21 protein-coding genes are annotated in these 23057 nt (G+C 44.5%); 16 read left to right on the top strand and 5 right to left on the bottom strand.

The annotated features are described in order from the left end of the window. The first annotated feature begins 484 nt into the window (after nt 1–484). The 6 genes from cysQ (at nt 485) to H5073_RS02120 (ending at nt 8834) form a co-directional block, all read left to right on the top strand. Nucleotides 485–1297 carry a 3'(2'),5'-bisphosphate nucleotidase CysQ gene (gene cysQ / locus H5073_RS02145; RefSeq protein WP_182676481.1) on the top strand — a complete coding sequence of 271 codons (813 nt, stop codon included), beginning with the start codon at nt 485–487 and terminating at the stop codon, nt 1295–1297. A gap of 84 nt (nt 1298–1381) precedes the next feature. Beyond that, nucleotides 1382–2284, top strand: a complete 903-nt coding sequence (mak, locus tag H5073_RS02140; RefSeq protein WP_182676479.1) for a fructokinase — start codon at nt 1382–1384, stop codon at nt 2282–2284. Between the two features lie 365 nt (nt 2285–2649). Continuing rightward, nucleotides 2650–3135, top strand: coding sequence for a DUF1203 domain-containing protein (locus H5073_RS02135; protein WP_182676477.1), 486 nt, complete (start codon nt 2650–2652; stop codon nt 3133–3135). Between the two features lie 900 nt (nt 3136–4035). After that, entirely contained in the window at nt 4036–5703 is a 1668-nt protein-coding gene (gene aceB / locus H5073_RS02130; RefSeq protein ID WP_182676475.1) for a malate synthase A, read from the top strand. Between the two features lie 77 nt (nt 5704–5780). After that, on the top strand, nt 5781–7106 hold the full coding sequence (gene aceA, locus H5073_RS02125; protein ID WP_182676473.1) for an isocitrate lyase: 1326 nt from the start codon (nt 5781–5783) through the stop codon (nt 7104–7106). 261 nt (nt 7107–7367) lie between these two features. Next, complete coding sequence (locus tag H5073_RS02120; protein WP_182676471.1) at nt 7368–8834, top strand: HDOD domain-containing protein; 1467 nt, start codon at nt 7368–7370, stop codon at nt 8832–8834. Between the two features lie 67 nt (nt 8835–8901). On the opposite strand, the gene H5073_RS02115 is transcribed toward H5073_RS02120, so the two are convergent. Together H5073_RS02115 and H5073_RS02110 are read right to left on the bottom strand one after the other, a co-directional pair. Continuing rightward, nucleotides 8902–9426, bottom strand: a complete 525-nt coding sequence (locus H5073_RS02115; protein ID WP_182676469.1) for a nuclear transport factor 2 family protein — start codon at nt 9424–9426, stop codon at nt 8902–8904. A gap of 63 nt (nt 9427–9489) precedes the next feature. Further along, complete coding sequence (locus H5073_RS02110; protein WP_182676468.1) at nt 9490–10314, bottom strand: M90 family metallopeptidase; 825 nt, start codon at nt 10312–10314, stop codon at nt 9490–9492. A 76-nt stretch (nt 10315–10390) separates the two neighbouring features. Between H5073_RS02110 and H5073_RS02105 the strand changes: the two genes are divergently transcribed. After that, entirely contained in the window at nt 10391–10603 is a 213-nt protein-coding gene (locus H5073_RS02105; protein WP_182676466.1) for a DUF3820 family protein, read from the top strand. Between the two features lie 52 nt (nt 10604–10655). On the opposite strand, the gene H5073_RS02100 is transcribed toward H5073_RS02105, so the two are convergent. Together H5073_RS02100 and H5073_RS02095 are read right to left on the bottom strand one after the other, a co-directional pair. Continuing rightward, nucleotides 10656–11249, bottom strand: coding sequence for a GNAT family N-acetyltransferase (locus H5073_RS02100; protein WP_182676464.1), 594 nt, complete (start codon nt 11247–11249; stop codon nt 10656–10658). Between the two features lie 4 nt (nt 11250–11253). Then, nucleotides 11254–12996 carry a bifunctional UDP-sugar hydrolase/5'-nucleotidase gene (locus tag H5073_RS02095; protein WP_182676462.1) on the bottom strand — a complete coding sequence of 581 codons (1743 nt, stop codon included), beginning with the start codon at nt 12994–12996 and terminating at the stop codon, nt 11254–11256. Nucleotides 12997–13283: 287 nt separating this feature from the next. On the opposite strand from H5073_RS02095, the gene H5073_RS02090 reads away from it, so the two are divergent. From H5073_RS02090 to H5073_RS02050, 9 genes are all read left to right on the top strand, one after another. After that, the gene (locus tag H5073_RS02090) at nt 13284–14405 is read left to right on the top strand and encodes a bifunctional tRNA (adenosine(37)-C2)-methyltransferase TrmG/ribosomal RNA large subunit methyltransferase RlmN (RefSeq protein WP_182676460.1); all 1122 of its coding nucleotides are present in this window, start codon (nt 13284–13286) and stop codon (nt 14403–14405) included. 35 nt (nt 14406–14440) lie between these two features. Then, nucleotides 14441–15223: a type IV pilus biogenesis/stability protein PilW gene (gene pilW / locus H5073_RS02085; protein WP_182676458.1), complete on the top strand. Its 783-nt coding sequence runs from the start codon at nt 14441–14443 to the stop codon at nt 15221–15223. After that, a complete protein-coding gene (locus H5073_RS02080) occupies nt 15223–16329 on the top strand; it encodes a RodZ domain-containing protein (protein WP_182676456.1) in 1107 nt (368 codons plus the stop codon). The genes pilW and H5073_RS02080 overlap by 1 nt, the downstream gene beginning before the upstream one ends. Before the next feature lie 64 nt (nt 16330–16393). Continuing rightward, a complete protein-coding gene (gene ispG / locus H5073_RS02075) occupies nt 16394–17509 on the top strand; it encodes a flavodoxin-dependent (E)-4-hydroxy-3-methylbut-2-enyl-diphosphate synthase (RefSeq protein ID WP_182676454.1) in 1116 nt (371 codons plus the stop codon). Between the two features lie 78 nt (nt 17510–17587). Beyond that, on the top strand, nt 17588–18862 hold the full coding sequence (hisS, locus tag H5073_RS02070) for a histidine--tRNA ligase (protein WP_182676452.1): 1275 nt from the start codon (nt 17588–17590) through the stop codon (nt 18860–18862). A gap of 13 nt (nt 18863–18875) precedes the next feature. Next, on the top strand, nt 18876–19496 hold the full coding sequence (locus H5073_RS02065) for a tetratricopeptide repeat protein (protein WP_182676451.1): 621 nt from the start codon (nt 18876–18878) through the stop codon (nt 19494–19496). 10 nt (nt 19497–19506) lie between these two features. Next, the gene (gene bamB / locus H5073_RS02060) at nt 19507–20694 is read left to right on the top strand and encodes an outer membrane protein assembly factor BamB (RefSeq protein WP_182676449.1); all 1188 of its coding nucleotides are present in this window, start codon (nt 19507–19509) and stop codon (nt 20692–20694) included. Between the two features lie 81 nt (nt 20695–20775). After that, on the top strand, nt 20776–22251 hold the full coding sequence (gene der / locus H5073_RS02055) for a ribosome biogenesis GTPase Der (protein WP_182676447.1): 1476 nt from the start codon (nt 20776–20778) through the stop codon (nt 22249–22251). A 108-nt stretch (nt 22252–22359) separates the two neighbouring features. Further along, nucleotides 22360–22572, top strand: coding sequence for a DUF3565 domain-containing protein (locus H5073_RS02050; RefSeq protein ID WP_182676446.1), 213 nt, complete (start codon nt 22360–22362; stop codon nt 22570–22572). A gap of 65 nt (nt 22573–22637) precedes the next feature. Here H5073_RS02050 and H5073_RS02045 read toward each other — a convergent pair whose 3' ends face one another. Continuing rightward, nucleotides 22638–23000: a hypothetical protein gene (locus tag H5073_RS02045; protein WP_182676445.1), complete on the bottom strand. Its 363-nt coding sequence runs from the start codon at nt 22998–23000 to the stop codon at nt 22638–22640. Between the last annotated feature and the right edge of the window lie 57 nt (nt 23001–23057).

Below are 23057 nucleotides of genomic sequence, written 5' to 3'. Positions count from 1 at the left end.
ATGCTAGACTGGCTTGGGCGAGTTCTTCTTGGGATAGTGCTTTTTTTTTCTTAAACTTTTAAGGCGTTGGCTATCGAGTATCATGCTGCTGTTTGTGGTCATATTGGCGTTCCTCTGTCATCTTGATATATTCCTTTTTTTATCTAATGTTCAATTCCCTGTGAGAATAAATTCATCCGCTGAGGAGACGTTTCGCCTCTGGAGTTGGCTTGGTTTACTGTGCTACAGGCGGATGAATACGAATGCAAACGGGCTCAAGTCCCTTTTTTGTGGCCTTAGCTTGGCTTAGACTGATTGAGCCTGATGATTGCTGCGGTTTAGCATATCTCATAGCCAAAAAATCCCTTGTTAATCGGTAACTAATGGCATAATAGCCAATCTGACGAGTTCAGTGTGAGTTCGCTATGAGTTTGGTATGAGTTCGGTGTAAGCAGTGATTTTTACCCCGCTTTAGCCAGTCAACCTAGAACAGCAGGGGAAGTAAATGACATCAGCGACAAGTTTTACCTTTTCAACCGCCGCGCTTGCAAATTTAGTGAATATCGCTAAAACGGCGGGTGAAGGAATAATGGCGGTGTACGGCAAACGTGATTTTGCAGTGCAAAATAAAATCGATGAAAGTCCAGTGACAGAGGCTGATATTGTTAGCCACAATGTGATTGTGTCTGCCTTAGGCAAGGACTTTTCACAGTGGCCTATCATGAGTGAAGAAGCCGCCGATATCCCATGGAATGAGCGCAAGCATTGGGAAACCTATTGGCTGATAGACCCCTTAGATGGCACCAAAGAATTCATTAAGCGTAATGGCGAGTTTACGGTCAATATTGCCCTTATTCACCAAGGCCAAGCTGTTGTCGGCGTGGTGTATGCGCCTGTGCTTGAGTCTTGTTATTCTGGTATAAAAGGACTAGGCGCGTGGCGTGAACATGCTGGGGTTGAAACTCGCCTTGATATTAGCCAAAGAGTCATAGGTTCAGTGCCCGTTGTGGTGGGCAGTCGCTCTCACATAAGTCCTGACGTGCAAGAATATTTAGCCAAACTTGGTGAGCACCAGATGCAAAGCGTTGGCAGCTCACTTAAGTTTTGCTTAGTGGCCGAAGGCAAGGCAGATGTGTACCCAAGATTGGGACTCACCAGCGAGTGGGACACTGCTGCGGCTCAAGCGGTATTAGAAGCCGCTGGTGGTGTTGTGGTGCGTTATCCAGAGGGTGATGCCCTTAAATACAACACCAAAGAGAATATTTTAAACCCTTACTTTATTGCTGCATCTAAGGCTTGGTTTGATAACAAGAATTAACAGGATTGGTATAATTAACCACCTAAGCCCATGCAGCACCATAGGCATTTTTTATCAAATGCCCTAGAACACGGAGAACGAGTTATGATGCGCATGGGTGTAGATTTAGGTGGCACTAAGATTGAAATTTTAGCCATTGATGAGCAAGGGCAAGAGCTTTTTAGGCAGCGCATTCCAACGCCTAAGGAATACCCTGGCACCTTAGCGGCCATTTGTGATCTAGTTAACGCTGCTGAAACTGAAACTGGCCTTAAAGGTACTGTGGGCGTGGGCATTCCGGGGGTAGTCTCACCTTTTACCGGCCTAGTTAAAAACGCCAACTCCACCTGGATCAACGGCAAACCGTTAGATAAAGATTTAGGCGAACTACTCAAGCGTGAAGTGCGAGTCGCCAACGATGCTAATTGCTTTGCAGTATCAGAAGCCGTGGACGGCGCAGCTGCAGGCAAGGGGTTAGTGTTTGGGGTGATTATTGGCACAGGTTGCGGCGGTGGCATCGCCGTTAATGGTACAGTGCATGGCGGCGGCAACGGCATTGGTGGTGAATGGGGCCATAACCCTTTACCTTGGATGACGGCTGATGAATTTAACACCACCCGCTGTTTTTGCGGTAACCAAGACTGTATCGAAACCTTTATTTCTGGCACAGGCTTTGTGCGTGATTTTAACTCACACACCGGCAAGGCACTGACTCACGGCAACGACATCATGGCACTGGTTGATGCCGGCGATATTGAGGCGATTGCGGCTTTTGAGCGCTACCTTGACCGCCTAGCTCGCTCATTGGCCCATTTAATCAATATGCTCGATCCTGATGCCATAGTGTTAGGTGGCGGCATGTCACAGGTGCAAGCCATTTACCCCAAATTGCCAGCACTGCTGCGCCAATACGTTTTAGGCGGCGAATGTGATACCCCAATTTTAGAAAACAAATTTGGCGGCTCATCCGGCGTACGCGGCGCCGCTTGGTTATGGGGCAAGGTGTGAGCGAACTGAGCAATTGTAACAACGATAGCTATTGCAAGTGAGTTTACGCGTCAGTCTGTAGCTTAAGTTACGCCGCTTTGGCACTAAATAAACATTAAACCCACAGCTTCGAGGCACACTCGAACCTGTGGGTTTTGTTTTATGTGGGATAGTGGAGAGTTAGCGATAGCTGAGCTTAAGCATTGATAAGTGCAGATGATGGTATATTGTACAGGCTCGCCATGGCATTCACTCCTCGACACACAGCCTCTTGATTTAAATCAAGTGCCTCCCTTATCAGACTGCCTGTTCCGAAACTCGCGAGTATTGTTCCTTCTGCCATTTATTATTAGGTCCTTACTAATTCAGATAATAAGGAATACTGTATGGCGGGGAATTTCACGGTTAACTTTCAAATAAAAGCACTCGACAAGCATGAGTTTGATGAGTTAGCTCAATTGAATGATAAAGCGTTGTCGAGGCAATCTGCACAATGGATCCTAGTTGATGCGAGCCCAGGTTATCCATGTCGAGTTTCTTTGACGGATGCTGAGGTCGGCGAACGAGTGCTGGCACTGTCATATTTACATCACGATGTGGAGTCACCTTATCGGGCCTCTGGGCCGATATTTTTTCGTGAACATGCTTTAACAGCTAAGCTTGCTATCAATGAAATCCCGCAAATGCTGCGCCATAGATTAGTTTCAGTCAGAGCCTATAATGCAGCCGCAATCATGGTTGGGGCTGAAGTGGTCGAGGGTGTTGAGCTTGAGTTAGCCATAGCGCGGTTATTTCAACAAAACGATGTTGAGTATATTCATATTCACAACGCAAAACCTGGCTGTTTTAACTGTAGCGTTCACCGTGCTTAGCAAAGGTTAGTGAGTTAATATCAGCCAACTTGTTGATAGGTGTCGTTAAAATTCAATGAAGAGTAATGTAAAATACTTGCTATACATTACTCTTATTAGGATCTGAATTATACCAATCGTATTACTTATTTGGTCATTCAGCGGGAGCCTCTCAAGCGTTGCACTTCTTCGTTGCATTCCAGTGTAAGAATGAAGTTTAAAAGGGAATAACCCTTACTGCATTAAACCTAAATTAAATGGGCTTGCTGTTAGCATCGAGCTTCTTTACGCCGTTTTTCAGACTATTTTTAAATTTTTTCAAATTCTTTTCAAACTTTTTTCAAAAATTCAATATTTAGCCAGTGAAAATCCACTTGTTGATCTGAAAACAAAAGCTGTTTTAGGTCAGTTTGGTGCGACAGTTTAATTCCTGTTTACGTAAACGTAAGATTAAAACGGCTGTTTAAATTATCATTTAACGGCATGGTGTTTAACTGATTGTTTAATAGCTGTTTTCTTTGTTTACCTTTCCTTCCCCAGCAAACGCTTGGTTATTTATTGCCTGTAGCGATGGCGTTTTTTCCTGTGGTCAATAATGGAATGTAAATTTTACATCTGGTAATTATATTACGTTTTAACATTCCTTTAATGTTTGTTGGTTCCTTGGTATTACCAATTTTGTGTTAGGCAGTGCCACCAATTAGAATTAAAGCTCTATACTTCTGTTTATCAATAAGTTGGGTGCAACTCCTTCTTTTGGTATTACCAATTTTTGAAGGTTTTTCATGTTAAATTTTTGATTTTTAGGCATGTTCGGACTGTTGCAATTACACATGTTTATGGTTAGATTTTAGTTCAAAACAAACATCTGAAAGTTATTTGGCGTGCAGATGACATCTTTAAGGGATTGGGAGTTTAGATATGACTGCAGAACAACTGGTTGCAAAATACACACGGGACGAAACAAAAGCGTGCTCGCAACAGCAAGCTGAAGCTGACTCATCGCCACTAGCGATTATCGGAGCAGATGTTCAAGGTCAAGATGAAATCTTTACAACGGGTGCCTTAGCCTTATTAAGTGCGTTAAGTGAGCACTTTGCTGGCGAAGTGGGTGAGTTGCTGACTAGGCGCACTCAGAAGCAGGCGCGTATAGATAAAGGCGATTTGCCAGATTTCTTACCTGAAACCCGTGCCATTAGAGATGGACAATGGTCAATTAGAGGCATTCCGGCAGATCTCACCGATCGTAGGGTAGAAATTACTGGTCCCGTTGATCGCAAGATGATCATCAATGCCCTCAATGCCAACGTTAAAGTGTTTATGGCTGACTTTGAGGATTCGCTGGCACCGAGCTGGCAGAAAGTTATCGAAGGGCAAATTAATCTACGTGATGCTGTGCGGGGCGACATCAGCTTTACTGCGCCAGAAACGGGCAAGCAATACAGCTTAAATCCCGATCCTGCTGTGCTTATTTGTCGAGTTCGTGGCTTGCACCTAAAAGAGAAGCATGTTGAGTTTAAAGGGACTGCAATTCCTGGCGGCTTGTTTGATTTCGCTATGTATTTTTATCACAACTACCACCAATTGTTAGCTAAAGGCTCGGGACCATATTTTTATCTTCCCAAACTTGAAAGCCATTTAGAAGCGCGTTGGTGGGCAAAAGTCTTCGCTTTTGTTGAAGATAGATTCTGTTTAAAGCCTGGTACCATTAAATGCACTTGCTTGATTGAAACCTTACCTGCTGTGTTTGAAATGGATGAAATTCTTTATGAATTACGTTCAAACATAGTGGCGCTTAATTGTGGCCGCTGGGATTACATTTTCAGTTATATCAAAACCTTAAAGAATCATCCTGACAAGGTTTTACCAGACCGTCAAGCCGTAACCATGGATACCAAATTCCTTAGCGCTTATTCACGATTACTTATTAAAACTTGCCATAAACGCGGTGCTTTAGCCATGGGCGGCATGGCGGCCTTTATTCCGGCAAAAGATGAGGCCACCAATGAACTGGTGTTACAGAAAGTGCGTGGCGATAAAGAGCTTGAAGCCCGTAATGGTCATGATGGCACTTGGGTTGCTCATCCGGGACTTGCGGATACTGCGATGGAAATCTTCAATCGATACATAGGTCAGGGTGAAACTAATCAACTGCATATTACTCGCGATGTGGATGCGCCGATTTTTGCTAGCGAATTACTCAGCCCTTGCGATGGCGAACGTACTGAAACGGGTATGCGACTTAATATTCGTATCGCGGTGCAGTATATCGAAGCGTGGATCCAAGGTAACGGCTGCGTGCCTATCTACGGCTTGATGGAAGATGCGGCCACAGCTGAGATTTCTCGCACTTCTATCTGGCAATGGATTAAGCACGGTAAAAGCCTTTCCAACGGCAAGTTAGTGACCAAAGAGTTGTTCAACAGCATGCTTAAAGAAGAATTAGTTACAGTAAAACAAGAATTGGGCACTGAACGGTTTAATAACGGCAAATTTGTCAAAGCCGCTGAGCTGTTCACTAGCATTACCACGGCCGATGAGCTAGTTGATTTCTTAACCTTACCGGGTTACGAACTGTTAACCGCTTAATATTGGCAACTTAAATTAAACGTTACACATTTAGCTGTTTCAAATCTCAGCTGATAATCAAAATGAAGGAGTAGGATATGTCTAAGGTAGAAGCAGGGTTAACTCGTCAGCAACAAATTGATGCGATTAAGAAAGATTGGGCTGAGAATCCGCGCTGGAAGCATGTGAAGCGTCCGTTTACGGCTGAAGAAGTGGTTGCACTACGTGGATCTATCGTGCCAGAAAACACCATAGCTAAACGTGGTGCGGCTAAATTGTGGGAGCTGGTAAATGGCGGTGCTAAGAAAGGCTACGTTAACTCTTTAGGTGCATTGACTGGTGGCCAAGCTGTACAACAAGCTAAAGCGGGTATCGAAGCCATTTACCTTTCAGGTTGGCAGGTTGCTGCAGACGCTAACTTAGCGGGCACCATGTATCCAGACCAATCTTTGTATCCAGCCAACTCAGTACCAGCTGTGGTTAGCCGTATTAACAATTCTTTCCGCCGCGCAGATCAAATTCAATGGGGCAAAGAGATTAATCCAGGTGATAAAAATTACACTGATTACTTCTTGCCGATAGTTGCCGATGCTGAAGCGGGTTTTGGCGGCGTACTCAATGCGTTTGAGTTGATGAAGTCGATGATCGATGCTGGCGCTGCTGGGGTTCACTTTGAAGATCAATTAGCGTCAGTGAAAAAATGTGGCCACATGGGCGGCAAGGTACTAGTACCGACTCAAGAAGCGGTGCAAAAGCTAGTAGCGGCGCGTCTAGCGGCCGATGTAAGCGGTGTTGATACGCTAGTTATCGCTCGTACCGATGCTAATGCTGCGGATTTGATGACTTCAGATTGTGATGCTTATGACCGTGACTTTGTCACCGGCGAGCGTACCAGTGAAGGTTTCTACCGCGTTAAAGCGGGGCTTGACCAAGCGATTTCTCGCGGTCTTGCCTATGCGCCATACGCAGATTTAATCTGGTGTGAAACCGCTAAGCCTTGCCTTGAAGAAGCGAAGAAATTTGCTGAAGCGATTCATGCACAGTACCCAGATCAATTGCTGGCTTATAACTGTTCTCCTTCGTTTAACTGGAAGAAGAACTTGGATGACGCAACAATTGCAAAATTCCAACAAGAGCTATCAAACATGGGTTACAAGTACCAGTTTATCACCTTAGCTGGCATTCATAACATGTGGTACAACATGTTCGATTTAGCCTATGACTATGCTCGCGGTGAAGGCATGAAGCACTATGTTGAGAAAGTGCAGGAAGTTGAATTTGCAGCAGCAGAGAAAGGTTATACTTTCGTATCGCATCAGCAAGAAGTGGGTACAGGCTACTTCGACCAAGTGACGACTTGTATCCAAGGTGGTCAGTCTTCAGTGACAGCACTAACGGGTTCAACTGAAGAAGAGCAGTTTTAATTAAGCGTTAATTAGCTTAATCCCATCTCGTTTGCCTACGGACGAGATGGGATTTTTTATCTTCTGACTTGGCTCTGTTACCTTGGCGATTCTTCCCGCCCGAGTATACCCAAACAAAGCACTGAGTCGGCGGCTCTGTGGTGATATTCAATGGATTTGAATTCTAGAGCCGTTTTTTTACTAACCAGCATAAAAATCCCAACACTTTAGTGTTCGCCCCCTATACTGATACAACCCACTTCATGCTTAAGGCGACCATTGTTGAAATCGTCCTCCCCCATTCATAAGGGCGCAGATTACTGGACAAAACGCATTAGCGATCAAGAAATGCCTGCCCTATGCTCTACAGTGCGCGAATTGGAAAAACTTGCAAAGGATGATGTGTCTTCACTGGCTATTTTAGGCCGTAGCGTGATGCATGATAATGCGCTCACCTCAAGAATTTTAAGAGTGGCTAATAGCGCCACTTATAACAAAGGCATCAATCATGTCTCCACTGTCAGCCGCGCCGCTGTGATGCTGGGCTTTGATACCTTAAGAAACATCTGCATTACAGCTCGCCTGTTAAGTAGTTTATTAGAGAACAAAAACTTAAGTCCTAATGTTTACCAAAGACTACTAAAGCTGATGGCGCAATCATTTCAAGCGGCCATGCTCGCCAGAATGATGATGACAGGCCATGATGAGAAGCTCCGAGAAGAAGTGTTTATCGCTTCTTTATTGTATCGCATCGGTGAGAGTGCATTTTGGAGCATTGGCGGTAGTTTCTGTGATGCCTTAGATTGGAAGATACGCGACAGTGATGATAAACAAGACCCCCAGATCATAGTCCGTGACATCTTAGGGACTTCTTTCGGTCAGTTAACTCAAAATATTGCTCGCAGTTGGGGTTTAGGTGAGGTACTACTTAAATCCCTTTCTCATCCTGATGAACGTACCCCTGAAATCCGCTGCATCGCACTTGCCGATAAACTCGCCGAGTTGCTCATTGAGCCTGTAACAGATCCTAATGAATTTGCTGAGCGCCTCAAGCAAGGGGCTGAGATGCTCAATATTGAAGTCAGTGAGTTGCGGCAAAAGGTGGTGGATTGCACTAATGCAACTCAGAGATTAGCTATCGACTATGGGGCTCAGGTGTTGCTTGAGTTTCTACCCAAAAGCGCCGATGTGCTTGCCAGTGTTGCTCAAGAAGCTAAAGCGTTGAAGGTGCGTGCTAGCGATCCTGCGGCTCAGCTTAAAAAACTCAGAGAACTCACAGGTTACGCTTTGACTAAAACTGATTTTAATCAAGTGATGCAAACTGCACTGGAAGGGATCCTTTCGGGAGTCGGTGTCGATAGGTGTGGAGTGCTGTTGTTATCCCCTAACCGCCAGTTACTGCAACCTAGGATCATGCTGGGAGATGAAGCTGAGGCGATGAAGCGCGAGTTTATTATTAGCTTAGATGAAGCCCAGAGTATTTTTTCTCAGTGTGTTGAGCGAAAAACCCCTTTTTGGGTCGAAGACCCAAATGCAAAAGAATGGCAAAGAAATATTAATCCAACATTAAAAGCTAGATTGTCAAAAACAGGGTTTTTCTTGGCTCCTGTGTCCATTGATAGCCGGGTTATAGGGGTTTTCTATGCAGACAGGCACCACAGCGGTCGCACATTTGAATCTCAAGACTATGATAATTTTACTCATTTTACCCAGCTGGCTAATATTTGTTTTGCGGTTTCGGTCAAATAAACCGCTAAGTTTGAATAGCCAGCGATATCGAGCCGCTTCCTTTGAAGTGATAACCGCAGTGGGGCGTTTAAGGCTTAGCGAGTAATTGGGTTATCTGCTTGGCTTTATCATTTGGGATCGGGAACGTCAGGTGATATTGGGCGACTTTCCAGCCGTGTTGAGTGTGCACTAATGCCCCTGTGCCGCGGGTTTCACCATAAGAAGGGCTGTGCAGCGCTTCATCAAACACGATAAGGTCATTAATTTTGATTAGTTTTCTACTTTTTAACTGATAACTCCAACCTTTGCTTGCCTGCGCATATTGCTTAAATTGTTGCATCCCCCAGCGCTCAGTTGCATCTGTCCCCAAAAATACCGCATCATGATGATAGCTTGAAAAATAGCTGTCCCAATCGGCATCCGATGCCGATTGATGCAAGTTATCTAGTAAGGTATCCACCTGTATTTTATCGGTTTGGCTGAGGCCATTAGTGGCTAATTGTTTATTGGTATTCTGATCTTGATTACCAGCATCCTGTGCTTGAGCTTCAAAGGCGATGGCACTCGTGACAATCACGGCGATAAAGCCGAGGCGGTGTAATAATGAGGTCATATTGTTATCCTTAATTTATAAATATTTTTAATCGATTAAGTTTTGTTCGAATATTAATAATTGTTATTGCCAGTTTATAGGGTCCAGTCGATAGAATTGGCTGAGCTCATGATAAAGCCTTGGGTGTGAGAAAGAAAAATCAGCTGGGCGCTCAAAAAACACTTCACTTATTACGGCAAAAAATTCACCGGGATTGGTGGCGCCATAATAGTCAAATAATGACGGGAGCTGATGCTGGGCAGCATATTGCAGCTGGTTAAATTCTCGGCTTAATACTTCTGACCATTTAGGGTAAGCGCTGATATCTCCAAGTATTGGGGCGCCATTTGCCATGCCGTTTTCTTGATCAAGCTGGTGGGCAAACTCATGGATAACCACGTTAGCGCCGTCAGTTGGATCTGCGGCGCCCTCTAAAGTGCTGTTCCAGGACAATACCACTTTGCCCAATTCCCAAGATTGGCCCAGTAAAACTTGGCGTTTGCGTGACTCAACCCCTGCAAAATCAGTTTGATTTTGCTCCATAATAAAAGCGTTGGGGTAGACTAAAATTTGCTTGAGTTTAGGGTAGTAATCCGTGTTTCGGTTTAACAGCAATAGGCAAGCTTGGGCTGCAATCGTCACCTTAACTTCATCGGTAATCCTAAAGCCGTCACAGCCAACAAATTCTTTTTCGGCGATAAAAACCTGAATGTGTTTTTTTAACTGTAGCTGTAAATCCGCTGGCATGGCTTTGAAATAAGGAAAACGCGATTTTAAAACTTGCCGCCATGCTTTAGGAAACGCTTGGGATTTAATCTTCGCTCGCCTAAGACCTGAACGCCAGTTTTGGCTGGTTATCCAAAATATGGCCCCAAAGGCTGAGATAACTAATAGTGTGATGGCCAGCATTATTATCCTAGAAACTGTATCTTAGATAAGGTTATTGGGTACAATCGGTTGAATTTCAAGCGTGGAGTAAAATAAAGTGCAGCAAGAGCAATTGATTGAAGCGATTAATCAAACCATGCCTTTTGGTAAATACGCAGGGCGAAAATTGCTGATGTTACCTGAACCTTATTTAGTCTGGTTCCATAGTAATGGTTTCCCACAAGGTAAATTAGGACAGCAGTTAGCCCTGATGTATGAAGTGAAACTTAATGGCTTAGAAACCATGCTGATGCCGCTGTTAAAGAAGTAATTCTACAGCATCCATTGACTAAGTGAGTCGCTAGGGTCTAAATAGGTCGGAACTAGATAGGAACAGCAAGTGCTTTGGTCATGTGAAAACCCGTGAGCACTTGGCCAAGTTTATGTTGAAAGCTTTTGCCTTGATGGCTAAATCCGTGACGCTCGAAAAGTGCTTTAGAGACATAAGAGGCATCAGTGCTGAGCTGGCTATAATTTTGCTCTAACGCCCAGTATTCAGCATTTAATAACAGCTGGCGGCCTACGCCTTGCCCTTGCGCTTCAGGTGTCACATATAAATGGCTGATATAGCCTTGGTGTTTAAATTGGGTTTCTAAACTGATAACACCAATCAACTTCCGCCCATCATCCCCATTAGCGACTCCTTTGAGTGGTTCCTGCAGCGACTCATTTGGATTGTTAGCTATCACCAACCAAGTTTTAGCGTATTGTAATTGATTGCGCCAATGCCGAGTCGAGCGGGGAGCTTGCGACCAAGCCAGTAGCTGAGCTTGATTGTACCTTGGATGAGAGATGTTACTGACGGCTAAGTGAAATAGCGAACTTACCCCCGCAGCATCGCTGGGGGTATAGTCAACTAATTGATAATAGAGCTGTGTTTGATCTTGGTTTTTTGCTTTAGGGTATATGTCTGGCATAACTTTAACCTTTATGAATATGCCTGATGTAGTACACATTTGGGGTTAATGTTTCAGTTAATAAATGCCCATGATTACCCATAAAATCTACAAAGGCTTCCGGCAAGGTTGTTTTAGGTAGCGGTTTGAACCACAAGGCATTTAATAGCCCATGGTACCCTTCCTTGCCTGATGCAGTGTAAGCTGTAGACACACCAGTATAGTGCTCATCTGCTGAAATATCTTGCCAATGTCCTTGCTTATGCAGTTCAATTTTAGTGATACGTTGCCCCAAAGCCTGAGTGCCATCATAAAAATAGCGAATGCCATAGGGATAAGGGAAGCTGCCCGCACCTGTGCCAGTTGCCCCATTATTGGTTGCCGCATTGATACAGTTTTCCAACACCTCAAAAAGGTGGCGGCCTTTTATCTGATAAGCCACTAAAGGCAGTTCGAAGGGTAAAATTCGCCCAAGTACATCTGCCATGGTTATTTGCCCTTTGGGTAAGGACTGACGGACTCCGCCAGCATTGTGCAGGGAGAAATCTAACTCAGGCAGTTGCTTTTTGGCCATTTTATACATACTGCGACTGATCCAAGGGGCAATTTCGCTGCCGTGAGGGTGATGGCGACTGGGTAGGCGAGTATGGACAAAATCTCGTGGGATCTGCCCCAAAACTTGAGATTCTAATGCATCCAAGGCTGGACGGTATTGTGTCTGAATAATATGTTCAAGAGCATCATCTTGCTCACTATTGAGTATTCCTGGGTGCAGCCTAAGTTGCTCTGAAAGTCGCTTTTCAACTTGCCTAGGCACGGCTTTGTCAGTCGCGCTTGTTATCGTAAGTTCATCCCCCAGCATAAAAAAGTTATTACCAGTAAGGCTTAATAGCTTGCCTGCTTGATCAAACTCAATGTTAGCAAGGCCTAAGGTTTCTGCGTATTTTCCCGCATGGACTATGGCAGTACCACCTTGACGTTCTCCATAGGCAAGTTGGCTTAAACCAAGTGCGTTAAAGTCACCTTGCAATGTATGGGAGTGACCGCCGACAATTAAGCTTATTCCGGGCACGCTATTGGCAAGCTCTCTATCTTGATCTAGACCTAAGTGGCTAAGTACTACAATGTGGTGTATACCTTGGGCTTTTAAATGAGCCACGGTGCGTGCTGTGGTTGCTATGGCATCAACAAAATGAGTGTCAGGATCTGGGCGGGCAATGAGGGCCATCTGATCTAACGTTATTCCGATAATGGCAAGCTGAGTATCGTGAAATGGCTTGAGAATAACCTTTGCAAGCTTGAGCTTGGCATCATAGTCATACAGCATAGGGTGACCTGCTAGTCGGCCTGGCTTAGTTAATTCTTCCTGACTTAAATCCATATTGCCTGCCAGCAATGGAAATTCAATGCGGTTTAAAAAAGCTTGTACTGGGCCATTGCCTGCATCAATTTCATGATTACCTAGCACCATGGCATCAGGGGCAAGTAAATTTAATAAATGGGCATTGGCTGAGCCTTGAAACTCCCTAAAATACAGGGTGCCTTGAAAACTGTCTCCAGCATGGAGAAATAAAAACGGCATGGTATTTTCTTGGGCTGCGAGTCTTGCTTGGCTAATTTGAAATGACAGCCTAGCGTACCCACCTGATTTTGTATTGATTTTATATTGGCATCCTTGATGCTCTAAAGAAAATTGAACTGTACTGGCTTCAAAGTTTGAGTGCGTATCATTGATGTGAGCAAGGCTTAACGTATAACGAATGTTCAATCTGATGTCCTATCCTGTGCCTATGGTATCTGGTTGTACTAAGCCTGATCCTAACACTTTTGCGATTAACAGGTGAAGCCTCAAGCATTGATGCTAATAATTCTACCCGCAGTGCTGTGTTACCGGGCTTCACACTCACGTTGTACGCTGACATTTAAATAAAGAATAAACGACCAAGTCTCGAATGATTTTTAACCAATAAAGAACAACTGACCCTAGCTAATCTAAGCCAGCATCTGTATAATTCGCCGCCCTGTTACAGGTTTTGGCGTTAGAGGTTAGGCAAGATGAGCGAAAAGAAAATCAATTTATTAGATCTTGATCGAAAAGGATTACGAGCTTTATTCACTGAAATGGGTGAAAAGCCGTTTCGTGCTGATCAGCTAATGAAATGGATTTATCATTTTGGTGTCAGTAATTTCGAAGAAATGACTAACATCAACAAAGTATTGCGCTCAAAATTAGCCGAGCGTTGCGTAATTGTGGCGCCTGAAATTGCTAGTTTCCAAAAGTCTGCAGATGGCACCATCAAATTTGCTATTAATGTGGGGCAAGGCCAAGAAGTCGAAACTGTGTACATTCCAGAAGATGACAGGGCCACCCTATGTGTATCTTCTCAAGTCGGTTGTGCCCTAGAATGTACCTTCTGCTCAACGGGTCAGCAAGGCTTTAATCGTAACTTAACCGTATCGGAAATCGTTGGTCAAATTTGGCGTGTTGCTCAATTCTTAGGCTTTGTTAAAGCCACAGGTGAGCGCCCAATTACAAACGTAGTGATGATGGGCATGGGCGAGCCTTTACTTAACCTGAAAAACGTGATCCCAGCGATGGATATCATGTTAGATGATTTCGGCTTTAGCTTGTCTAAGCGCCGTGTCACCTTATCGACTTCAGGTGTAGTACCTGCATTGGATATATTAGGCGATTCTATCGATGTGGCATTAGCTGTAAGCATCCATGCCCCCAATGATGAACTGCGTGATATTTTAGTGCCTGTGAATAAGAAATATCCACTGGCTGAGTTTTTAGCGGGCATTCGTCGTTATATTGCTAAATCTAACGCAAACCGCGGCCGAGTAACTGTGGAATATGTGATGCTTGATCATATCAATGACAGTACAGAGCAAGCCCATGAGTTGGCTAAATTAATGAAAGACACTCCATGTAAGGTGAATTTAATTCCGTTTAACCCTTATCCAGGCTCACCTTATGGTCGTTCTTCTAACTCTCGCATCGACAGATTCTCAAAGGTGCTGATGGAGTACGGCTTTACGGTTATCGTGCGTAAGACTCGCGGTGATGATATTGACGCTGCTTGTGGTCAATTAGCTGGCGATATTCGTGATAGAACTAAGCGTTTAGCAAAAAAACGCATGCAAGAGAACCAAATTTCGGTCACAATGGATTAACTCTTTGTTTGCTCGAACTAATAGGCTGAAACATTATGTACAAATTACAGAAGGTTTGCCTTGTCATTGCCACCTTGTCGTTGATGACAGGGTGTATTACTGAAAGTACTTATCGCGGTACTGATGTTCAGGTTTCTGAGCGTAAGCTAGATAAACTGGCCGCCGCTCGTGAACGCATGCAGTTGGGGCTAACTTATCTTAATCGTGGCAATCCAGAGCAAGCTAAATATAACCTTGATAAAGCCGTTGAGTATGCTCCAGAGCACAGTGATGTATATGTAGCTCTTGCTTATTATTATCAAACTGTTGGCGATCTTATTCGTACTGAGGATGCCTATCAAACTGCTATCAACGCCTCTGACTCCACTGGGGATGCTAAGAACAATTTTGGGGTGTTTCTGTGTCAACAAAAGAAGTACCCTGAATCAGAAACCATGTTGTTGGCTGCAATCAATACTCCCAAGTACACTCGCACAGCATCCAGTTATGAAAACCTAGGTTTATGTAGTCGAGCTGCGGGAAAACTCGAAAAAGCGCGACAGTATTTTAAGATAGCGTTACAGTATGATCCAAGACGCGAAGTCGCCTTATTAGAATTAACTGAATTAGCCTTACTCAATGGTGATTATGCTATGGCGCGCGAGCAATTAGCGCTTTATCATAAGGTAGTTAATGAATCGCCTCAAAGTTTGGCTTTAGGCATTAAAATTGAGCAGGCCGTCAGTGACATCGACGCTGCTAAACGATTTGGCATAGTATTATTGGCCAAGTTCCCAGCATCCACCCAAGCACAAGAATACAGAGCTAATTTGCAGTAATGACAAATAATGAATTGGATTTAAATCCCCTAAAGCAAGTAGACCCATCTTCGGATATCACTACGGTCGGTGCTGTGTTACGCAAGGCCCGAGAAGGTAAAGGATTAAGCATTCAAGAAGTGGCGATACAGCTGCATCTTAGACCAGGTATTATTACCGACCTTGAAAACGATAAGTTTGATGCTATGTCTTCGATGACTTATGTTCGAGGCTATGTCAAAAACTATGCGCGTTTCATCGATGCCGATATTGAATTAATTAAAACCTGCCTTATTGCGCAGCTTCCTCAGGAAGTGGCGCCAAGTATGCAGAGTTTTTCTCGTAAGACCACCAAACAAGCCCGTGATAAACGTTTGCTGATGTTCACTTATGTGCTGGTGTTCACTTTACTGGCGTTGTTAGTGCTGTGGTGGGTACAGAAATCATCATTGTTAAGTGATGTGGATGTCTCTCAGCCGAGCATGGAAGAAGTGGCAGCAACAGAGCAAGAACAAGCATTAGAAGCTTTTGAAATTAGCCAGTTAGCGCAATCTATACCTGAATTAGAACATGATGGTGTTGACCTTGATGCCAGCCAAATTGATGCTGCGCCAGTGACTAATGAATCGTTAGCTGCTGAACAAACAGGCGCTGACCCCATAAAAACTGCACCGAATGCTGGCTCTGGCGCAGCTAACGGCAATGTTAATGCTGTGGCGACTCAAGCTGAAACAACTCAAGCAGCAGACGTCCCTTCAGAAAGTGCATCGCAAGCACCAGCTGTGCAAACTTTAATAAACAGCAATGAAATAGCGGCTGTTCAAGTCGACCCTCAAAACGCTAGTGTCGCCGATAGTCAGCCAAGTGCAGTATCACTTGGTGACGGCGACAAGCTGAGTGTTGAACTCAGCGGTGACAGCTGGATGAAAGTGGTTGATAGCACTGGTAAAGTGTTAATAGATGGCGTAAAAGCTTCTGGACGTACTATTCAGGTAGCGGGTAAAGCACCATTTAGCTTAATCATAGGCGCGCCTAAATTTGTGAGCTTGTCCTTTAATGGTGAGCAAGTTGATATCAGTGAATATTTAGATGGCCGCGTTGCTAGATTTACCATACCAGAAGCGTAAATTAGCGTTATCTAGCTAGACCTAGGTATAATGGCCGCGGGCTTGTAAGCAGTAGAGAAACAGCATGTATAGCGAAACACCAATTAAACGTCGTCCTTCCAGTCGTATTTACGTGGGTAATGTGCCTATCGGAGATGGTGCACCTATAGCAGTGCAATCTATGACGAACACTAGAACCACTGACGTTGAAGCGACAGTTGCGCAAATTCGTGCCTTAGAAAAGGTCGGTGCAGATATTGTGCGTGTTTCTGTGCCAACCATGGACGCTGCTGAAGCCTTTAAGCTTATCAAGCAACAGGTAAACGTGCCTTTAGTGGCTGATATTCATTTTGACTATCGTATCGCCCTTAAAGTGGCAGAATACGGCGTTGATTGTCTGCGCATAAACCCTGGTAATATCGGTAATGAAGAACGAATTCGCAGTGTTGTTGAATGTGCGCGTGATAAAAACATTCCAATTCGAATAGGGGTTAACGGTGGTTCCCTCGAAAAAGAGTTGATGGATAAATACCGCGAGCCGACGCCTGAAGCATTATTAGAGTCGGCAATGCGTCATGTAGATATTCTAGATAGACTTAATTTTGATCAATTTAAAGTCAGCGTTAAAGCCTCTGATGTATTTTTGGCCGTAGAGTCATATCGTTTGCTGGCAAAGCAAATTCGTCAACCCTTACATCTTGGGATCACCGAAGCCGGCGGCATGCGTGCCGGTTCAGTGAAATCAGCTGTGGGTCTTGGCATGTTACTGGCTGAGGGCATAGGCGATACTCTCCGTATTTCATTGGCAGCCGATCCGATTGAAGAAATCAAAGTAGGTTTCGATATTCTTAAATCACTGCGTATTCGCAGCCGTGGGATTAATTTTATTGCTTGTCCATCTTGCTCTCGTCAGGAGTTTGATGTGATCAATACGGTAAACGAGCTCGAACGTCGTCTTGAAGATTTAGTGACCCCTATGGATGTGTCGATTATTGGCTGTGTGGTTAACGGCCCTGGTGAAGCATTAGTGTCTCATATTGGTCTTACTGGTGGTGCCAACAAAAGTGGTTATTATGACGATGGCATTCGCCAGAAAGAGCGCTTTGATAACTTAAATTTAGTCGATGCCCTTGAAGCTAAAATACGCGCCAAGGCCAGCATGATGGCAAATCGGATTGCTATCTCAGACAAGACAGATTAACAGCATAATATTTGATGCCTTAGGGATGCAATTGCGGCCTAAGGCAGTTTTTTTACATCGAAGAATCGGATAATTACAGTGGCTAAGCAGATCCAAGCAATTCGCGGAATGAATGACATTCTGCCCACCCAAAGTCCTCTATGGCAAAAAGTTGAAGCCGTATTGCGTTCATCTGTGAGTGCTTATGGTTACAGCGAAATTCGCACTCCAATCGTAGAAAGTACTGATCTTTTTAAACGCTCTATTGGTGAAGTTACTGATATTGTTGAAAAAGAAATGTACACCTTCGAAGACAGAAACGGCGATAGCTTAACCTTGCGTCCCGAAGGTACAGCATCAACAGTCCGTGCTGGTAATGAACATGGCTTACTCTATAACCAAGAGCAGCGCCTGTGGTACATGGGCCCGATGTTCCGTCACGAGCGTCCTCAAAAAGGCCGTTATCGCCAGTTCCACCAATTTGGTGTTGAAGTTTATGGCATAGGTACTGCGGACATAGATGCAGAAGTTTTGATGCTGTCAGCACGTTTATGGAAAGAGCTTGGAATAAGTGAACACGTTAGTCTTGAGCTTAATACCCTTGGTGATCCTAGTGAGCGCGCCGCTTACCGTGATGCGCTAATCGCCTTCCTTGAGCAACACAAAGACAAGCTTGATGAAGACAGTCAACGCAGAATGTATTCTAACCCGCTTAGGGTACTCGACACTAAGGACAGCCAAGTACAAGCTTTGTTGGCTGATGCGCCAGCCTTGATGGATTATTTAGGTGAAGAGTCAAAAACACATTTTTCAACTTTATGTGAACTCTTGGACGCTGTTGGCATCCAATACCAAGTTAATCCACGCTTAGTGCGTGGGTTAGATTATTATAACCGCACAGTTTTTGAGTGGGTCACATCAAGTTTAGGTTCACAAGGAACTGTCCTTGCTGGTGGTCGCTACGACGGCTTAGTCGGTCAGTTGGGGGGAAAAGAGACTCCTGCTGTGGGCTTTGCCATGGGACTTGAGCGAATTGTATTATTGCTTGAAACCTTGGAACTTAACCAAGATATCGCCTCGGAAGTGGATGTGTATGTTACTGCCATGGGTGATTCATGTTTAGTTGAAGCGTTTAAAGTTGCTCAAAGTTTGCGTGAAGCCTTACCAGGACTTAAAGTCATGAGCCATTGCGGTGGCGGTAACGTTAAAAAGCAAATGAAGCGCGCAGATAAAAGCGGTGCAGCTTACGCCATTATCATAGGTGAGAATGAACTTGCCAATAATCAAGTGGCCATTAAACCGTTACGAAATAATAACCAACAAGAATTAGTTGCCAGAGACGCTTTGGCAGCAACCATTTCAGCATTGATTTAATAGGGGAAGTGCAGTGGAAATTTATAGCACAGAAGAACAACAAGTAGATGCTATCAAGCAGTTTTGGAAAGATTACGGTACCTCAATTGCACTAGGCGCTGTCATTGGTCTAGGTGGTTTATATGGCTGGAATGCCTATTCAGAAAATCAAGTTTCTAGTGCTGAGCTTGCCTCTGAAGCATTTCAAACTATCGCCTTGGATGCTGAAAACAGCCCAAATGTAATGAAGGCTGCTGCTGAATTTGAGAAAAACCATGATCAACAAGGTTATCAAGCGCTATTGCAATTTATGCTAGCTAAATCTGCGGTTGAAGCCGGAGATCTGACGCAAGCTGAGCAAGCCTACACTAAAGTTATCGCGGCAAAACCTGCTGCAGGCCTTGATATGATAGCAGCACTACGCTTAGCGCGAGTACAAGCTGAGCAAGGTAACTTAGGTACAGCACTCGCCACACTAGAGCATGTCACTGACACTGCTTATGGTGCTCAGCGCGATGAGTTAAAAGGCGATTTTTACGCCCGTCAAGGTGAGTTTGATAAGGCCAAAAGTGCGTATCAAGATGCGGTGACCTTAGGTGGGACTTTAGCGAGTCCAGCGCTGCAAATGAAATTAGACAGCCTTAACAAAGCATAAGGAAGTGACTATGCAATCCTGGTATAAGAATTTACTGGCCGCAGGGCTAAGTATTGCACTGGTTACGGCCTGTTCATCAAGCGATATTGAAGAAGAACCCATCAGTGAGTTAGTTGAACTCCAAGCTAGCATATTTCCTGAAATAAGCTGGAGCGATAGCGTTGGCGGTGGGATTGATGATTATTATTCTCGCCTTAAGCCAAGTGTACGCTATGGTAAAATCTTTGTTGCCGATCGTGATGGTGAAGTGGTGGCATTTGATCAAGCCAGCGGTGATACCGTTTGGAGCAAAGACTTTGCCGATGAATTTGGCGATACCTTATTGTCAAAGGTCAAAGGCGTACGTTTATCTGCTGGCGTTGTTGCTGCCCGTAACAAAGTCTTCGTCGGTGGCGAAAGCGGTTTACTTGTAGCGTTAAATGCTGATGACGGCGCGACGGTATGGTCAGTGGTTGCTGGCGGTGAATTACTCTCGGCCCCGACTATTGCTGAAGACGTTGTGGTTGTGAATACCAGCAAAGGTTCTTTCGAAGCGTATAATATCGATGACGGTACTAAGCTTTGGAGCTATGAAATGCAGCTGCCTAAGTTAACGCTTAGAGGCACAAGTTCAGCAAGTTATGAAGCCGGTGGCTTCTTCTTAGGTACTGCGGATGGCAAAATCGCGGTTGTGGTTAAGAAGAACGGTCAAGCGGCATGGGAGCAGTCTATTTATGCGCCAACCGGTGGTAATGAATTTACGCGTATGGCCGATGTAGACATGACACCGTTAATTTCTGGCGATAATTTATTCGCAGTCAGTTACAATGGTAACTTAGTGTCGATGGAGATGCGAAGTGGCCGCACGATTTGGACTCGTAAGTATTCTAGTTTTAATGAACTCGCTTCAGCAGGGCTAAGCTTATATCTTGTTGATGATCGCAGCCGTGTTTACGCTGTCGATAAGCGCAACGGGTTAGAGCTGTGGAGTAATTCGAGCCTTAAAAACCGTGAGCTAACGTCTCCAGCGGTTGTCGGTGAATATCTGATTGTGGGTGACTTTGAAGGTTACTTACATTTTATTAGCCGTGAAAGTGGTGAAGTTGTTGGCCGTATACAGGTCGACAGTGATGGATTATATAGTCAACCTGAAGTGGTTGATGGAAAAATTTATGTGCAAGGTCGTAGCGGCGTAGTTGCTCAGGTAATCCTTCCATAAATTAAAGGTTTACCCCTTGTTTATAGCCCCTGGATCTGAATTCCGGGGGCTTTTTATTGAAATGTTTTTAGAGGCAAAATCATGATCCCTGTAGTGGCCCTTGTGGGGCGACCTAACGTCGGCAAATCGACATTGTTTAATCGTCTTACTCGCACTCGTGACGCGTTAGTTGCCGATTTTCCAGGTTTAACCCGTGACCGTAAGTACGGTAGAGCGTTTTTATCTGGCTATGAATTTATTGTGGTTGATACTGGCGGTATCGATGGAACTGAAGAAGGCATTGAAACCAAAATGGCGGAGCAATCTCTAGCTGCCATTGAAGAAGCGGATGTGGTGTTATTCCTAACAGACGCTCGTGCTGGTTTAACTTCTGCCGATTTGGCGATTGCGCAACATTTACGTAGCCGTGATAAAACTACCTTCGTGGTTGCCAATAAAGTTGATGGTATCGATGCTGACTCTGTCTGCGGTGAATTTTGGGCACTGGGTTTAGGTGAAGTGTACCAAATGGCGGCGGCTCAAGGTCGCGGTGTGACCAACATGATTGAGTATGCGTTAGCTCCCTATGCTGAAGCCATGGGACTTAATCGTGATGATGACGAGCAAGCCATTGAAGAAGAACGTGAATACACGGAAGAAGAAGCCGAAGCTGAGCAAAAGCGTCTGCAAGACTTGCCGATAAAACTTGCCATTATTGGTAAGCCAAACGTGGGTAAATCAACGCTAATTAACCGCATTTTAGGCGAAGAACGTGTAGTGGTGTATGACGCACCAGGCACCACCCGTGACAGTATTTACATTCCTATGGAACGTGAAGGCCGTGAATACGTCTTAATTGATACTGCTGGTGTTCGTCGTCGCAGTAAAGTCCATGAAGTCATTGAAAAATTCTCAGTGATCAAGACACTTAAAGCAGTTGAAGATGCTAACGTAGTATTACTTGTGGTGGATGCCCGTGAAGGTATTGCCGAGCAAGATTTAGGTTTATTAGGCTTCACGTTAAACGCTGGCCGCGCATTGGTGATTGCGGTAAACAAGTGGGACGGCATAGATCAAACCGTTAAAGATAGAGTTAAGAGTGAGTTAGACAGACGTTTAGGTTTTATCGATTTTGCCAAAATCCACTTTATTTCGGCTTTGCATGGCACAGGTGTTGGTCATTTATATGAATCAATCGAAGAAGCTTATGACAGTGCGACTCGCCGCGTGAGTACGTCAATGCTAACGCGCGTGATGCAAATGTCGCAGGATGATCATCAGCCTCCTCTGGTTAATGGTCGCCGAGTTAAGCTTAAATATGCCCACGCCGGTGGTTATAACCCGCCAATTATCGTGGTTCATGGTAATCAGGTCAGCAAGCTGCCAGACTCTTACAAGCGTTACATGATGAACTACTTCCGTCGTTCATTAAAAGTAGTGGGCACGCCAATTCAGATCCGTTTTCAAGAAGGTGATAATCCCTTCGAAGGTAAAGTGGATAAATTGACTATGGGACAAGAGCGCCGTCGTAAGCGCGCTTTAAGCCATATCAACGACAGAAAGAACAAAGGTCAATAGTAATATCAGCCTTTGAGCTATTACTGCTTAAACTAAAAGCCTGACTTGTTCAGGCTTTTTTATGTCTAAAAACGCGTATCTAGATGAATTTATGCCTAGGAGACAAACTTGAAACAAGCCATAGTGGATTACCATCAAGATGATGGACAGCATTGGGTTGCGGTATTGAAGTGTGGTCATTTTCAACATGTTCGCCATAATCCTCCTTGGACTCTGCGCCCTTGGGTTATCAGCCAAGGAGGCAGGGATGAAAAGTTAGGTTTTGAGCTAAATTGTAAGAAATGCGATTTAGGCGCAGAACAAGATGTCTTAGTACTGTAAAAAAAAGGGCGCTGTGAACATGCAGTGCCCTTAAAGGAGATGGAATGATATTTAAAATTTAACCCTTAGCGGCCATCTTCAAAAGAGGCTGTCGCTGAGGCCGTAGCCCAAGTACCGTCTTGATAGAGGATAGTCGCAGAGGCTTTATTGGATACAAAAGGGCGTATGGTGAATGAGCATGAAGTACCAGAAGTACCACAACTTGCTGCTTTATCTCCCCAAATAACTGAACTAATAGGTTTGTTTGCCCCAGCTATTCTAAAGACAGCTGTAGCACTTCTTGCCCCATAAACGAGTGCAAAACAATGACCAGAGGTATATTGGTCATATGCTTGGGTGTCTACATAGCATTCCATGCTTGCCGCTGATGCTTGTGATGCAAATAGGCTTGTTGATAGTACTGCGGCCACACTAAGAAATTTTTTCATGAATAATCCTTTAAACTGGCTGATGGTTGCTGTCTAAATGTTAACGAAATGTTAACC

This window comes from Shewanella sp. SR44-3, from assembly GCF_014163735.1.
GTDB lineage: Bacteria > Pseudomonadota > Gammaproteobacteria > Enterobacterales > Shewanellaceae > Shewanella.
Note: the sequence above shows the minus strand (reverse complement) of the source record. Positions and strands in the feature narration are given on the sequence as shown.

Coding starts and splice junctions, on each gene's coding strand:
- cysQ (WP_182676481.1), top strand. CDS start 485: ATGACATCAGCGACAAGTTTTACCTTTTCAACCGCCGCGCTTGCAAAT.
- mak (WP_182676479.1), top strand. CDS start 1,382: ATGATGCGCATGGGTGTAGATTTAGGTGGCACTAAGATTGAAATTTTA.
- H5073_RS02135 (WP_182676477.1), top strand. CDS start 2,650: ATGGCGGGGAATTTCACGGTTAACTTTCAAATAAAAGCACTCGACAAG.
- aceB (WP_182676475.1), top strand. CDS start 4,036: ATGACTGCAGAACAACTGGTTGCAAAATACACACGGGACGAAACAAAA.
- aceA (WP_182676473.1), top strand. CDS start 5,781: ATGTCTAAGGTAGAAGCAGGGTTAACTCGTCAGCAACAAATTGATGCG.
- H5073_RS02115 (WP_182676469.1), bottom strand. CDS start 9,426: ATGACCTCATTATTACACCGCCTCGGCTTTATCGCCGTGATTGTCACG.
- H5073_RS02110 (WP_182676468.1), bottom strand. CDS start 10,314: ATGCTGGCCATCACACTATTAGTTATCTCAGCCTTTGGGGCCATATTT.
- H5073_RS02100 (WP_182676464.1), bottom strand. CDS start 11,249: ATGCCAGACATATACCCTAAAGCAAAAAACCAAGATCAAACACAGCTC.
- H5073_RS02090 (WP_182676460.1), top strand. CDS start 13,284: ATGAGCGAAAAGAAAATCAATTTATTAGATCTTGATCGAAAAGGATTA.
- pilW (WP_182676458.1), top strand. CDS start 14,441: ATGTACAAATTACAGAAGGTTTGCCTTGTCATTGCCACCTTGTCGTTG.
- H5073_RS02080 (WP_182676456.1), top strand. CDS start 15,223: ATGACAAATAATGAATTGGATTTAAATCCCCTAAAGCAAGTAGACCCA.
- ispG (WP_182676454.1), top strand. CDS start 16,394: ATGTATAGCGAAACACCAATTAAACGTCGTCCTTCCAGTCGTATTTAC.
- bamB (WP_182676449.1), top strand. CDS start 19,507: ATGCAATCCTGGTATAAGAATTTACTGGCCGCAGGGCTAAGTATTGCA.
- der (WP_182676447.1), top strand. CDS start 20,776: ATGATCCCTGTAGTGGCCCTTGTGGGGCGACCTAACGTCGGCAAATCG.
- H5073_RS02045 (WP_182676445.1), bottom strand. CDS start 23,000: ATGAAAAAATTTCTTAGTGTGGCCGCAGTACTATCAACAAGCCTATTT.